The following is a 13,982-nucleotide window of genomic DNA, read 5'->3' on the forward strand; positions in this document are numbered from 1 at the left end:
GCACGCCACCTTGGAGGGGAACTTCCCCTTCAACCCGCTCGCGCCGCTAAAATTCCCTCATCTTGCCGGATGCACCATTTAGACTCATATCGCCTCATTCGCCGGCTCTCAGCGGATGCCAATGGCATCCGCCTGCCGCCAGCGGGAACTGTGTTCCCGCGAAAGGCGGGCTTCGGCCGCATGGGCGGCCGGGACCGCCGTCGCGGTCCAAAGCGGATCGCAATCCGCTTTAGCCTCACTGCCCGGCGGCGTAGGCGCCGAAGCGGGTGTCTTCCTTCAGGATGTGCTTGCCCAGCCAGTCGGCGCAGAATTCGAACACCTCGTCGCCGGTGATGGTGTCGCGCTGGGCGTGGAAACGCTCGCGGTAGGATTCGACGTTGCGGGTCAGCGCGTCGTGCAGGGCCTTGTGGGCGGTGAAGGTCGGGTAGTTGGCCTCCGCCATGTGCGCTTCTTCGCGTGCGAAGTGATCTTTGGTGTAATGGATCAGTTCATCGAGGATCGCCTCGATGATGTCGGGAGAGCCGCGGCTTTCAACCGCGCCCAGCTTGTTGACGATGTCCACCAGAACGCGATGATCCTCATCGAGTTCTTCGATGCCGACGCTCATCCAGCGCGACCATTGAATGGAGTCCACGGCGATCCTCCTTTTCGTTCTTCTTATGGCGCTTCATCCCTTTATGGGACCGGCGGAGGAAGGCGTCAACGCGGCACTCAGCCGCGCCGCCCCCTCCCCTGCCGCCCCCCTCAGCCGGCGATCAGCTCGGCCCACTCCTGTTCGGTGAGGATGGTGACGCCCAGGTCGCGGGCCTTCGCGGCCTTGCTGCCCGCGTCGGCCCCGCAGATCACGTAGTCGGTCTTGGCCGAGACGGAGCCGGCGACCTTGGCCCCCAGCGATTCCGCGCGGGTCTTGGCCTCGGTGCGGGTCATGGTCTCCAGCGTCCCGGTGAAGACCACCGTCTTGCCGGCGACCGGCGAGCCGCTGGCCGCCTTCGGGCGTTCGGCGTCCGCCACCCGCACGCCCGCGGCGCGCAGGTCGTGGATGATGGCGCGGTTGCGCTCCTCCTGGAAGAAGCCGGCCAGCTCCTCCGCGGCGACCTCGCCCACGTCGGGGATGGCGACCAGCTCCCCCCAGCCGGGGCCGGGCTGCGCGGCGACCGCATCCAGCATCGCCGCCTTCCAGTCGGCCAGGGAGCCATAGCGCTCGGCCAGAGCCTGGGCGGCGCGGCTGTCCACCTTCTTGATGCCCAACAGCTTGACCAGGCTGTCCAGCCGCAGCGCCTCCTGCCCGGCGTAGAAGTCCAGCTTGGGCAGGTTCTCCGGGTCGGCGAACCAGGCGAGCAGCGCCTCGGCCTTCACGGGACCGAGACCGTTCAGCGCGTGCAGGTCCCGCCACGCCTCGCCGGGCATGTTGGCGACGGCGCGCTCCATCCCCTCCAGCCAGCCGTCGATGGAGCCGTAATGGCGGGCCAGCGACTTGGCCGTCACCTCGCCGATGTGGCGGATGCCCAGCGCGAAGATGAAGCGGTGCAGGTCGATGCGCTCGCGCCGCTGGTTGATGGCGGCGAACAGGTTCTCGACCGACTTCTCCTTCCAGCCCGGACGGCCGAGAATGGCGATCTCCCCCGCTTCCACCCGGCGCTCCAGCGTGAAGATGTCCACGGGGGAGCGGATCAGCCCGTCCTCCCAGAACTCCTCGATGGTCTTCTCGCCCAGCCCTTCGATGTCGAAGGCGTTGCGCGACACGAAATGGCGCAGCCGCTCCTTGGCCTGGGCGGCGCAGATCAGGCCGCCGGTGCAGCGGCGCACCGCCTCGTCCGGCTCGCGCACGGCGAGGCTGCCGCAGACCGGGCAATGGTCGGGGAAGACATAGGGCACCGCGTCGGCGGGGCGTTGCCCCTCCACCACCCCGACGATCTGCGGGATCACGTCGCCAGCCCGCTGGACGGTCACCAGATCGCCGATGCGGACGTCCTTGCGGGCGATCTCGTCCTCGTTGTGCAGGGTGGCGCGGCTGACCACCACGCCGCCGACGGTGATGTCCTCCAACTCCGCCACCGGGGTCAGGGCGCCGGTGCGGCCCACCTGGATGGTGATGCCCTTGAGCCGGGTCTGCGCCTGCTCCGCCGGGAATTTGTGGGCGATGGCCCAGCGCGGCGCCCGGCTGACGAAGCCCAGACGCTGCTGAAGCTCCAGGCTGTTGACCTTGTAGACCACCCCGTCGATGTCGAAGGGCAGCGCCGAGCGCTCCTCCCCGATCTTGCGGTAATGGGTCAGCAGCGCCTCGGCCCCGTCGCACAGGTTGGCCGGGCGGTTCAACGAGAAGCCCCAGCCGCGCAGCCGCTCGCGGATGCCCCATTGGGTGTCGGCGATCGGCTCCGACAGCTCGCCCAGCGCGTAGCCGAAGAAGCAGAGCGGGCGCGACGCGGTGACCTTGAAATCCTTCTGGCGCAGCGACCCGGCGGCGGCGTTGCGCGGGTTGGCGAACAGATCCTCCCCCTTCTCCGCATAGGCGCGGTTCATCGCCAGGAAATCGTCGCGGTTCATGTAGACCTCGCCCCGCACCTCCAGCACCGCGGGATAGGGCGCTTCCAGGGTCTGCGGCACGTCGCGGATGGTGCGGACGTTGGCGGTCACGTCCTCGCCCTCCGTCCCGTCGCCGCGGGTGGCGGCCAGCACCAGCCGCCCGTCCTCGTAGCGCAGCGAGCAGGACAGCCCGTCGATCTTCGGTTCGGCCACGAACTCCAGCGGCGCGCCGTCGGACAGGCCGAGGAAGCGGCGGACACGGGCGACGAACTCGTGGGCCTCCTCCGCCTCGAAGGCGTTGCCGAGCGACAGCATGGGCAGCGCGTGCCGCACCTTGCGGAAGCCCGCCGCCGGGGCGGCGCCGACGCGCAACGAGGGCGAATCGGCCCGGCGCAGCTCCGGATAGCGCGCCTCGATCCCGTTGTTGCGGCGGACCAGCGCGTCGTAGGCGGCGTCGGAGATGTCCGGCTTGTCCTGCTGGTGGTACAGGCGGTCGTGGTGGGCGATCTCCTGGGCCAGCGCGGCCAGTTCCGCCTGCGCCTGCTCCACCGTCAGATCCTCCACGGGGATGCTGCGGAGTGACGCTGGGGTGTCGAACAGGTCGGTCATGGCGGGTCTCTTCGGTGCCTTCATGGGGATGGCGCTGGATCGGCCGGCGGGCGCCGCCGGGCGCGCAGCATAGCGCCGCAAGGCCGTGCCGTGGAGTCCGGGCTGGGCGGGGCTGGCATTTCGCCCCGGCGTCACCAACCTTGGAAGGTGCGACGGCGCAAATGTTGCGTGTATGATGCCCCGGCGCCCGCGAACGGAAATGCCGCATGACCGAACCCGCCAGCAGCCTGACCGCCAGCACCATGACCGCCAGCACCATGACCATCGACGACCGGTTCGTCATCGCCGCCGCGCTGGACCGCATCCTGTACGACGATCCGGACCGTTTCGCGGCGGAGGACGCACGCCTGCTGCGCCGCATGATCCCGCGCACCCGTTCCCCCTGGCTGCGTCTGGGCTTCCGCGCGGAGAGCCAGGGTCCGTCCCTGTCGGGCCGGGCCGCCGGAGTGGGCGACGTGAAGATGGACGGCGACAAGAAGGTGGTCGAGGGCGGCGTGGGCGAGGCCCCCGTCTGGCGCTGCGGCCAGTACAAGATCTCCAACCACGGCGACGACCTGGAGATCTGGCAGGTGATGAGCGACGAGTTCGCCGAGGAGCCGAAGGGCGCCCGCCTGGAATACGGTCCCACCGGCGCGCCGGAGCGGCTGACCTTCTTCCAGCCCCGCGATCTGGAGCTGCGCATTCCCTTCACCGGCATCGCGGTCGGGCTCCGGCTGGGCGGCTGGCAGCCCTGGAAACGCGCCGCCTGAGGGGGCCGGCGGGCCGGTTCCGCCGACCGGCCACCGGTCAGGGATCGTTCAGGGCGCCCTCGTCCTCGCCGGCGACGTAGTCGCCGCCGCCATCGACGCTCTCATTGTCGGCGTTTTCGCCGCTCTCGTCTCCGCCGCCGTTGCCGCCAGCCTGGACGGCCTCGACAACGTCCTGCCACTGGTCGTCGGGAGCCGCGACGACGGCCTGCGTCTGCGGCGCGAGGGCCGCCACCTCGACGCTGAAAACCTCGCCGGGGTCCAGAAGGACATCGTTCCCGTCCGCACCGTCCCCGTAGGCGCCGGGGTTCAGGCCCTGGTTGTTGGCCCGCCGGTACACGGGGTCTCCAGGCATGGTGTCCCAGATCCGGCCATCGGGCGTGGTGACGTACATATGCTCGGGCAGGAGCTGTCCCTGCCTGAACCTGCCCCACAGGCGGGTGTTGGTGCCCGCCTGCTGCACGAACCCGAACTCCCGGCACAGCAGGGGTAAACTGTGCGCGGCCACCGCCGCGGGAAGCCCGTCCAACCCCGGACCGGCCAGGATTTCGTTGTTGGTCACCACGTTCAGCCCTTGGGCGACGTTGCCGTCCGCCGGAAGAGGCTCCAACCGGAGCAGAAGAAAGCCCAGCCGGTCATACCGGTTGTTGATGGCCTCCTGCTGGGCCGGATCACCGGACAAGGCGAAGACATGGCACGCCATGTCCTCATAAACGTTGTCCCCGATGAATTTCTGCCTGGGCATTGGTCCTCCTCGCTCGGCACGCTGTCCACCGGCGTCGGCGGGACGGCACTGGAAAGGACGATGCGGATCGGGCGCCCGTGACGGGCCCTGCCCCGGCAGGAGGCTCCCTACAGCGTTTCGAGCGGGTGCAGCGGATCGGGATGATGGTCCGGCAGCGCGGCGTGGGCATAGAAATCGGCCGGCAGGGCGCCGTCGGCCATCGCCGTTCCATGGACGTCCTGGACCGGAGCCGCCGCCTCCAGCCCTTGCGCGACGAGGTGATGCCACACCGTGTCCTGCCCGTCAGCGGACAGGGCCGAGGCCAAGGCTCCGGTCCCGGAAGCGGTTCCGGGGGCGGGGAACCAGGACTTGTCGGCATCGACCACCAGCGTGCCGTTCCACCACAGGCCCGCCTGCCCCTTGACCACGTCCTTGCCGTCCAGCGCGCCCTTGTCGTAGGTGACGTTCGCCGCCGTGGGGGCGACGGCATGGCCGTTGATGGTCACCTTGTTGACGAACAGCGAGCGGTCCTGGCCGTTCACCACGGCGTCGTTGTCGTATTGGACCTGCACCTTGTGCGCCTGATCGGCGGTCAGGCTGGTGGTGAAGGTGAAATCCTTGGCCGCGGTGCCGACCGTGGCGCCGCCGATGGCCTTGCCGTCCACCAGCAGGTTGAAATGGGCGTTCACCCCGCCCGCCGCCGCGCCGGAGGCGTTGACCGTGACGGTGGCCCCGGCGGGCGCCGCCTGGGCCGGAAAGTCCTTGGCGGGTGCGTCCACCACCAGCGTGCCGCCCCACCACATCGACGACTGGCCCTTGACCACGTCCTTGCCGTCCAGAGCGCCCTTGTCGTAGGTGACGTTGGCGGCAGCCGGGTTGTGGGCGGTGCCGTTGATGGTGACCGTGTTGACGAACAGGTTGCGGTCCTGCCCGTTCACGAAGCCGTCGTTGTCGTATTGGATCTGCACCTTGTGGGCCTGGTCGGCGGTCAGGCTGGTGGTGAAGCTGTAGTCCTTGGCGGCCGAATCCACCGTCGCCTGCCCCACCGTCTTGCCGTCCACCAGCAGCTTGAAATGGGCGTTCACCCCGCCCGCCGGCGCGCCGGAGGCGTTGACGGTGATCGTCGTGCCGCTCTGCGCCGTGGGAACGGGGGCGGATTGGGCGATCTTGGCCAGCAGGGCGTCGGTGTTCAGCTCGAAATAGCCGGCGGTGCCCATGGCCTTGCCGGTGCTGCGGGCGAGATCGAGGAATTCCGCCTGGGTCAGCCGGCTGCCGGTCTGCTCCATCCACGCCTGCTGCGCCTGCGCCACCGCCGCGGTGACCGCCGGGGCGGCGAAGGAGGAGCCGTTGGCCGTGTAGGTGACGCCCGCCAGATTGGTGATGCGCACGTCGGTGCCGTCCGCGCAGACGTCGGTCAGGCTGGCGCTGCGCTGCGCCCAGGACGGAAAGGCACCGTCGCCGGTGGAGGCCGAGACGCAGATCTGGTTCACGTCGGCGGAGTAGCTGGACACGCTCTGCGTGGCCCCGCCGTCGCCGCTGTTGCCGGCGGCGGCCACGGTCAGCACCCGCTTGGCGGCCAGCGCGGCCAGTTCGTCGGAGATGGCGGTGGTGGCCGCCGTCGTCTGCGCCCCGCCGCCCAGCGACAGGTTCACCGCCCGGATGTCGTAGGCGTCGGCGTTGGCGACGACCCATTGCAGGGCCTTCTCGATGTTGGCCTCGCTGGCGCCGCTGCCGTCGTCGGGCATGACCTTCAGCGCGATGATGCCGACGTCGGGCGCGTTCTCCAGGATTTCCGCGGTGACCAGAGCGCCGTGCGTGTTCGCGTTGGCAACCATGACATCGTTGTCGTTGCCGTAGAAATCATGCTGATAGACCAGCCGGCCCGTGTTCCAGGCGGAGGACAGGCCGCTGTCGATCACGACGACGTTGCCGGCGGAAGCGGAGCTGTTCGACATCTTGCCAACCTTGTTCGTTCTTGGGCGAACGGCGCCCGTGACCGGACGCGCAAGGCTGGACTATGCGTGTTTTGCTGTGGCCGCCGTATGACCGCTGCGGGCGATTGCTGTGACCTGATACCGGCAACCCAAAGGCTTGGCTCGCCGTATCGCGTTCGAACGCCACGCAGGCTTTTCGCGCCATGGGGCGCAGCGCCCGGTCGGGCGCTCCGGCGAACGGGTGAGCGGAGACGGTCCCTTCATCCGCCCGCCGGAACCAAGGTTCTTGCTACCCCCGCCCGGCGATCAGGCTGTCCGCGGCGGCACGGGCCTCCGCGGTGACGGTGGCGCCGGACAGCATGCGGGCGATCTCCTCGCGGCGGTCGTCGCCGTCCAGCTCGACCACGCCGGTCGTCACCTGTTCCCCCTTCACCGACTTCTGGACCTTCAGGTGGATGGAGCCGCGGGCGGCGACCTGCGGGCTGTGGGTGACCACAAGCACCTGGAGCCCGTGCCCGAGCGTGGACAGGCGCTGCCCCACCGCGGCGGCGACGGCGCCGCCGATGCCGGTGTCCACCTCGTCGAACACCAGCGTGCCGACGGTCGAGGTCTGGGCCAGCACCACCTTCAGCGCCAGCATGAAGCGCGCCAGCTCGCCGCCCGACGCGATCTTGTTCAAGGCGCCGGGGGGCGAGCCGGGGTTGGTGGCGACCTGGAAGGCCACGCGGTCCATGCCGGCGGCGGCCCAGTCCGCCTCGTCGGCCAGCGGCTCGACCAGCGTGCGGAACTTCGCCTTTTCCAGCTTCAGCGGGGCGAGTTCGCCCGCCACGGCGGCGTCCAGCCGCCCGGCGGCCTGCTGGCGCTCCCCGCTCAGCGACTCGGCGGCTTTGCGGTAGGCGTCGCGGGCGGCCCCAGCCTCGCGGGCGAGGCGGGCCAGCAGATCGCCCTGGTCCTCGATCAGCAGCAGCCGGTCGGCCATGTCCTTGCGCAGGGGGGCAAGCGCGTCCACGTCCACGCCATGCTTGCGGGCGGCGGCGCGGAGCGCGAACAGCCGCTCCTCCAGCTTCTCCAGGGCCTGCGGGTCCATGTCCACGTCGGAGGACACGGCCTGAAGCCCGGCGATGGCCTCGCCCGCCTCCGTCGCGGCGCGGTCCAGGGCGGCGATGACCGGGTCCAGCTTGCCCGCGGCCTTGTCGGCGATGCGGCTCAGCGTGCGGATGGCGGACGCGAGGGCGCGTTCCACCCCGCGGTCGCCCGACAGTTCCCCATAGGCGGCGTTCAGGGCATCGACCAGCTTTTCCCGGTGCATCAGCACGGCGCGGGTCTCGGCCAACTCCTCCTCCTCGCCCGGCTTGGGGGCGAGGGCATCCAGCTCGGCCACGGCGTGGCGGAGATACTCCTCCTCCGAGCGGGCGCGGGCGATCTCGGCGGCGGCGTTGGCGCGGGCGTCCTCGACCTGCCTCCAGGCCCGGTACGCGGCGGCGACTTGGGCGGCGTGGGCGGACAGCCCGGCGTAGGCGTCCAGCACGCTGCGGTGGGTCTGCGGATTCAAAAGGCCGTGGGTGTCGAACTGGCCATGGACCTCGACCAGCTCCTCCCCCAGCCGCTTGAGCAGGCCGACGCCGACCGCCTGATCGTTGACCCAGGCGCGGCTGCGCCCGTCGGCGCTGACGGTGCGGCGGACGACCAGCCGTTCTTCGGGGTCGAGGCCCTGTTCCCGGAGGATGGCCAGCGCCGGATGGTCGCCGGACAGCTCGAACTCCGCGGTGACCGACGCCTGGTCGGCGCCGTGGCGGACGAGGCCCGAATCGGCCCGCGCGCCGAGCGCCAGGCCCAGCGCGTCGAGCAGGATGGACTTGCCGGCACCGGTTTCGCCGGTGAGGACGCACAGGCCCTTGCGGAAGCCCAGCCCCAGCCGTTCGATCAGGACGACGTCCCGGATCGTCAGCGACGCCAGCATGGACCGGCCTAGAACAGGGAGCTCCAGGCTCTGCTGATCCAGGACTTCTCGTTTCGCTCCGGACGCACGTTGGCGTCCACCAGCAGTGCGTAGCTGTCCGTGTACCATTCGCTGCCGGGGAAGTTGTGGCCGAGCACGGCGGCGGCGGTCTTCGCCTCGTCCGTGATTCCCAGCGCCAGATAGCACTCCACCAGCCGGTGCAGCGCCTCAGGGACGTGGGAGGTGGTCTGGTAGTTTTCAATCACCGTGCGGAACCGGCCGATGCCGGCGGTGTACTGCCCCTGCTTCAGATAGAAGCGCCCGACCTCCATCTCCTTGCCGGCGAGATGGTCGTTGGTCAGGTCGATCTTGATCTTGGCGTCGCGGGCGTACTGGCTGTCCGGGAAGCGGCGCACGACCTCCGACAGGGCGTCCAGCGCCAGACGGGTCATGCGCTGGTCGCGGCGCACGTCGGTGATCTGCTCGTAATAGGACAGCGCCCGCATGTAGTAGGCGTAGGCGACGTCGGGGCTGCCCGGGTGAAGCTGGATGTAGCGGTCGAGCGCCAGGATCGCGTCGTCGTACTTCAGATCCTGGTAATGGGCGTAGGCCGCCATGATCTGCGCCTTGCCCGCCCATTCGGAATAGGGGTGCTGGCGCTCCACCTCGTCGTACAGCTTGGCGGCCACCTTGAAGCGCTCCTCCCGCATGGCGGCGTCGGCCTCTTGGTAGATCTGGTCGGCCGGGCGTTCGACATACTGGTCCTCGGGCTTGGTCGAGGAGCAGGCGGTCAGGGCGGAAGCCAGGAGGAGGGCCGCAAGCGGCAGACGGGTAAGACGGGAGGGCATGGTCGTCGCAATGCTTTCGAAGTTGGCCCTATATAGCACGCCGGGGCGCGGGGGCGGCAAGCCGCTTCGGCGAACAAATTTCGAACCTCGCCGCCATGGCCCGGCCCGCCGCCGCGGACAGCGGACCGGTCAGCCGAACAGGGCGTCGATATCGGCCTGGCTGATGTTGCCCATTTCCTGGTTGTCGGCGGGGCCGTGCAGCTCCAGCGTCTCGTCCATCTTGGTGACGGTGGGCGGCAGGGGCATCGCCTCGAACTCGCGCTTGTTCCAGTGGCCCATCATCGCGTCCACGCGCTCCTCGATGAAGGACAGGGCGCGGACGACCTTGGTGATGCGCTGGCCGGTCAGGTCCTGGAAGTTGCAGGCCTCGTAGATGCGGACGATCACGTCGTTCATGTCGTTGACGCGGTCGGCGTGATAGCCCTCCGGCAGCGACGACTTCAGCTCGTGAACGACCTCCTCCAGCTCCTCGGCGCAGGCCATGATGGTGTTGGTCGCGGCTTCCGTCGCCGAGACGACGGCGCTCAGCTCCTGCGACGCCTGCTGGAACTTGTCGTCGCCGGCCAGCGGGTGGCGGATGGCCGCCATTTCCACCTTGGTGGCCTTGATCCGGCCCGAGATGTCGGCGATCTCGACCTGGATCTGGTCGATCTGCTGGGCGTCCATGGTCAGGAAGCGGTCGAGCTTCGCGCCGAGGTCGCTGATGGCGCGGATGACGTCGCTGTTGTCCACCGTCACCGGGCCGGCCGGCAGAGCCGCGAGCGCCGGCGCCAGGGCGGCGGCGTCGTCCACCACGGCCTGATAGGGGTTGCCGGTCCGGCGGGCCTTCTGAAGCTCGGCCATGAAGGGTTTCGAAAGATTCCTCATGCGGGCTCCGCTTCTTTCCGAATGGCCGTCCGGGGGCGTCAGCGCCCGCCGGGCCGTCTGGTCAGGACTGCCCGCCAGGACCGGCATCGGCCCGGCGGGCGACGATCGTCATAACAAACTTCACGTCCCATTTCGCCGGCTGGTTGGCGCGGCGACAACTTTTCACAATTCCGACGCCGGGCCGTCCTGTTTGACCGGAGGGTCAGCCGAACAGGGCGTCGATGGCCGCCTGATCCAGCGGAGTCGGAGGCTCGTCCGCCGCGGGGGGCGGCGGGGCCGCCGGCTTGGCCGCGGGCTTGGGCACCGGCTTCGCCGCGGAGGGCGGCTTGGGCACCGGCTTCTTGGCCGGAGCGGGGGCCGCCGCCGGGGCGGGGGCCGGGCTGTCGAACAGGCTGTCGATGTCCGCCTGACTGGCCTGCGCCGGAGCGGCGGGTGGAGCCGCCGCCGGGGCCGGGCTGTCGAACAGGCTGTCGATGTCCGCCTGGCTGGCCTTCGCCGGAACGGCGGCCGGCTCGGGCGGCGGCGGCGGCGGCGGGGCCGCCATCGCCGGGCTGTCGAACATGCTGTCCACGTCGGCCTGGCTGACGCCGAGACCGTCGAGCTGCGGGCCGTTCAGCAGGTGGGAGTCCGGACGGGTGTCCGTGTTCTCCTGCGCGACCTGGATGCCGGCGAGCTTCTCGATGCCCCAGATGTTGATCATCGCGTTGACGCGCTGCTCGATGTAGCGGAGCGCGTTGACCACCTTGCTGGTGCGCTGGCCGGTCAGGTCCTGGAACGAGCAGGCGGTGAAAATGTTCGTCACCTCCCCCTCGATCTCGGAGCACAGGCCGGGGTCGGCGCCCTCGGCCTTCAGCTTGCCCGACAGATCCATCAGCCGCTCGGCGGCGTTCAGGATCTCGAAGGACGCGCGTTCGGTCGAGATGACGATGGCGTCCAGCTCGTTCGTGGCGGAGATGATCTTGTCGCCGCCGGCGTCGGGCGGACGCAGGGCTGCGACCTCGCGCCGCGCCTGCTCGATGGAGGCAGCCATCTCCATCAGCTCGCGCCGCAGCACCTCGACGTGCTTGGAGGCTTCCACCACCTCGCTCTGCTGGTGCCAGGAGCTGCGGAACTCCACCAACATTTTGCGCACCTCCTCCGCCGCGGCCCCATGGGCCCGGCGGTGGAAGCGGCGCAGGAAGGCGCGCCCTTTGGTCGTGCGGGCGATCGCTTCCTCGATCTGGTCGAACTCTTCCTCGGAAAGCTGCGGAAGCTGATCCAACCCAACCACTCCTTACCCGCCGATGACGGCCTGGATCTTCTGCTTCAGGGTATCGGCGTTGAAAGGCTTGACGATGTAGTTGTTCACGCCGGCCTGCTTGGCGGCGATCACGTTCTCGGTCTTGCTTTCGGCGGTGACCATGATGAACGGGGTCGAGGCGAGCTTGGCGTCGGCGCGGATCTCCTTGAGGAGCTGCAGGCCGGTCATCGGCTCCATGTTCCAGTCGGAAATGATGAGCCCGAACTTGCTCTCGCGCAGCTTCTGCAGAGCCGAGACGCCGTCGCCGGCCTCGTCGATGTCCGTGTAGCCGATCTGGGTCAGGAGGTTCCGCACGATGCGCCGCATGGTGGCGTAATCATCGACGACAAGGATCTTCATCTACGCGTCTCCGCATTCTTCCGTTGCTAGGCCCCGGCCCGGCGTTCAGCCTGCCCGGCGCGGCATGGCGCGCGCCGAGGTCGAGGTCTGGTCCGACTGTGATGCCCTAAGTCTGCCGAAAAGTCATCCTTCACGGACACAGTGAAGTACGCCCGTAAATATCGGGTTACCAAGACCGCCGAAATTCATTCGCATCCGAATACGACGAGGGTCGTTTTCGGGCACGGACAGAGTTCAGGCGGCGGTCCGAACGGGCATAACCCTGCGCCGGGTGGGGACCTTGCCAGATTTCACAACCGAACGCACGGTCTGATTTGCGTCCGCAAGGCTCCCCGCCCGCGGCCAAAAGTCCGACCCGGGGCATTTCCATCAAACGATGATCGGGGCGGTTGCCTGTCTCAGCCACTGCGCCGCGGCGGCTCCCCCCTCGCCGGCAAGCTGCGGCTCCAGCGCCTCGCGCACCTGGGCGTGGTAGGCGTTCAGCCAAGCGATCTCCTCCCCCGTCATCAGCGCCGGCTCCACCAGATGGCGGTCGATGGGGGCCAGGGTCAGCACCTCGAACCCCAGCATGGGCCGCTCCGCCATGGGCAGGTCGAGCGGCTGGACGACGATCAGGTTCTCGATGCGGATGCCGTAGGCCCCGGGCTTGTAGTAGCCGGGCTCGTTGGACAGGATCATGCCGGGCTGAAGCGCCACGCTGTTCGGCACCTTGGAGATCCGCTGCGGTCCCTCATGCACCGACAGGTAGCTGCCCACCCCGTGGCCGGTGCCGTGGTCGTAGTCCAGCCCCAGCGCCCACAGCGGCATGCGGGCCAGCGTGTCGAGCTGCGACCCCGTAGTGCCGCGCGGGAACCGCGCCGTGCTGACGGCGATGTGGCCCTTCAGGACCAGGGTGAAGCGCTCCCGCATCTCCGGAGTCGGCGTGCCGATGGCGATGGTGCGCGTCACGTCGGTGGTGCCGTCCCGGTACTGGGCGCCGCTGTCCAGCAGGAACAGGCTGTCCGGCTCCAGAAGTCGGTCGGTTTCCTCCGACACGCGGTAATGGACGATGGCGCCGTTCGGCCCAGCCCCGGAAATGGTGTCGAAGCTGAGGCCACGGAACCGCTCGTTGACGCGGCGGAAGGCCAGCAGCCGGTCCGCCGCCATGGTCTCCGTCACGGTGCCGGAGGGCGCCTCCTGCGACAGCCAATGCAGGAAGCGGACGAGCGCCGCGCCGTCGCGGACGTGGGCGGCGCGGGCGCCGGCCAGTTCCGCCGCGTTCTTGCACGCCTTGGGCAGGGCGCAGGGGTCGGGGTCGCGCTCCACCTTCGCGCCGGCCATGTGCAGCCGGTCGAAGATCCAGGCGGAGGTGCTGGCCGGGTCGGCCATCACCTTGCGCCCCTCGCGCCCCAGCCCGTCCAGCGCCGCCCCCAGCTCGTCGGGCGCACGCACGGCGACGTGGTTGCCGAGATGGGACTCCACACCCGGCGCCAACTTGCGGCGGTCGATGAACAGGTCCACCTGCCCGTCGTCCTTCAGGATCGCGAAGGACAGCGGCAGCGGCGTGCAGGGCACGTCCGCCCCGCGCAGGTTCAGCAGCCACGCGATGGAATCGGGCTGGGTCAGCACCGCGGCGCCGATGCCGTTGCGCGTCAGGTCGCCGGCGATGCGGGCGCGCTTGTCGGCGGCGCTGTCACCGGCGAAGGCGATGTCCTGCACCACCACCGGCGCCAGCGGGGCCGGCGGCTGGCCGCTCCACACGCGGTCCACCGGGTTGTCCGGGCAGGGCACCAGCGACAGGCCGATGCGCTCCAGTTGCTGGCGGGCGCGCTCCACCCAGCCGGCGGTGTGCAGCCACGGGTCGTAGCCGAGCCGCCCGCCTTGCGGCAGGGCCTCCGCCGCCCAATCGGCCAGCGGGTCGTCCACCAGATGCCGGTATTCGTAGAGATCGCCCGGCACCTCCGCCTGGACCTGGAGGGTGTAGCGCCCGTCCACGAAGATGGCGGCGCGCTGCCGTCCCACCACGGCGTGGCCCGCCGACCCCGTGAAGCCGGTCAGCCAGGCGAGCCGCTGGGCGCGCGTCGCCACATACTCGCCCTGGTGTTCGTCGCCGCGCGGCACGATGAAGCCGTCCAGGTCGGCGCGCGCCAGGACGCCGCGCAGGGCGGCGAGGC

At 69.6% G+C, this 13,982-nt stretch carries 11 protein-coding genes; 1 reads left to right on the top strand and 10 read right to left on the bottom strand.

What is annotated here, in order from left to right:
- Positions 1 to 235 precede the first annotated feature (235 nt).
- Positions 236 to 634 (bottom strand): bacteriohemerythrin, encoded by a 399-nt coding sequence (locus QSG27_RS22735; protein WP_306710156.1) that lies wholly within the window; start codon positions 632 to 634, stop codon positions 236 to 238.
- Between the two features lie 110 nt (positions 635 to 744).
- Positions 745 to 3,132 carry an NAD-dependent DNA ligase LigA gene (gene ligA, locus QSG27_RS22740; RefSeq protein ID WP_306710157.1) on the bottom strand — a complete coding sequence of 796 codons (2,388 nt, stop codon included), beginning with the start codon at positions 3,130 to 3,132 and terminating at the stop codon, positions 745 to 747.
- Positions 3,133 to 3,338: 206 nt separating this feature from the next.
- Here ligA and QSG27_RS22745 point away from each other — a divergent pair, with 206 nt between their 5' ends.
- The gene (locus QSG27_RS22745; protein ID WP_306710158.1) at positions 3,339 to 3,881 is read left to right on the top strand and encodes a hypothetical protein; all 543 of its coding nucleotides are present in this window, start codon (positions 3,339 to 3,341) and stop codon (positions 3,879 to 3,881) included.
- 37 nt (positions 3,882 to 3,918) lie between these two features.
- Here the strand turns inward: QSG27_RS22745 and QSG27_RS22750 are convergent, their stop codons facing one another.
- The 8 genes from QSG27_RS22750 to QSG27_RS22785 all read right to left on the bottom strand — a co-directional run.
- Positions 3,919 to 4,623, bottom strand: a complete 705-nt coding sequence (locus QSG27_RS22750; protein ID WP_306710159.1) for a hypothetical protein — start codon at positions 4,621 to 4,623, stop codon at positions 3,919 to 3,921.
- A 107-nt stretch (positions 4,624 to 4,730) separates the two neighbouring features.
- The gene (locus tag QSG27_RS22755; RefSeq protein ID WP_306710161.1) at positions 4,731 to 6,557 is read right to left on the bottom strand and encodes a carbohydrate-binding domain-containing protein; all 1,827 of its coding nucleotides are present in this window, start codon (positions 6,555 to 6,557) and stop codon (positions 4,731 to 4,733) included.
- Positions 6,558 to 6,825: 268 nt separating this feature from the next.
- The gene (recN, locus tag QSG27_RS22760) at positions 6,826 to 8,496 is read right to left on the bottom strand and encodes a DNA repair protein RecN (RefSeq protein ID WP_306710163.1); all 1,671 of its coding nucleotides are present in this window, start codon (positions 8,494 to 8,496) and stop codon (positions 6,826 to 6,828) included.
- A gap of 8 nt (positions 8,497 to 8,504) precedes the next feature.
- Positions 8,505 to 9,323 (bottom strand): outer membrane protein assembly factor BamD, encoded by an 819-nt coding sequence (locus QSG27_RS22765; RefSeq protein WP_306710166.1) that lies wholly within the window; start codon positions 9,321 to 9,323, stop codon positions 8,505 to 8,507.
- Between the two features lie 129 nt (positions 9,324 to 9,452).
- A complete protein-coding gene (locus QSG27_RS22770; RefSeq protein ID WP_306710168.1) occupies positions 9,453 to 10,190 on the bottom strand; it encodes a protein phosphatase CheZ in 738 nt (245 codons plus the stop codon).
- Between the two features lie 202 nt (positions 10,191 to 10,392).
- Entirely contained in the window at positions 10,393 to 11,460 is a 1,068-nt protein-coding gene (locus tag QSG27_RS22775; protein WP_306710170.1) for a protein phosphatase CheZ, read from the bottom strand.
- Positions 11,461 to 11,463: 3 nt separating this feature from the next.
- Positions 11,464 to 11,829, bottom strand: a complete 366-nt coding sequence (locus QSG27_RS22780) for a chemotaxis response regulator CheY (protein WP_014241240.1) — start codon at positions 11,827 to 11,829, stop codon at positions 11,464 to 11,466.
- 369 nt (positions 11,830 to 12,198) lie between these two features.
- A partial coding sequence (locus QSG27_RS22785; RefSeq protein ID WP_306710175.1) for an aminopeptidase P family protein occupies positions 12,199 to 13,982 on the bottom strand: 1,784 nt, incomplete at its 5' end.

Source organism: Azospirillum isscasi (assembly GCF_030849505.1).
GTDB lineage: Bacteria > Pseudomonadota > Alphaproteobacteria > Azospirillales > Azospirillaceae > Azospirillum > Azospirillum isscasi.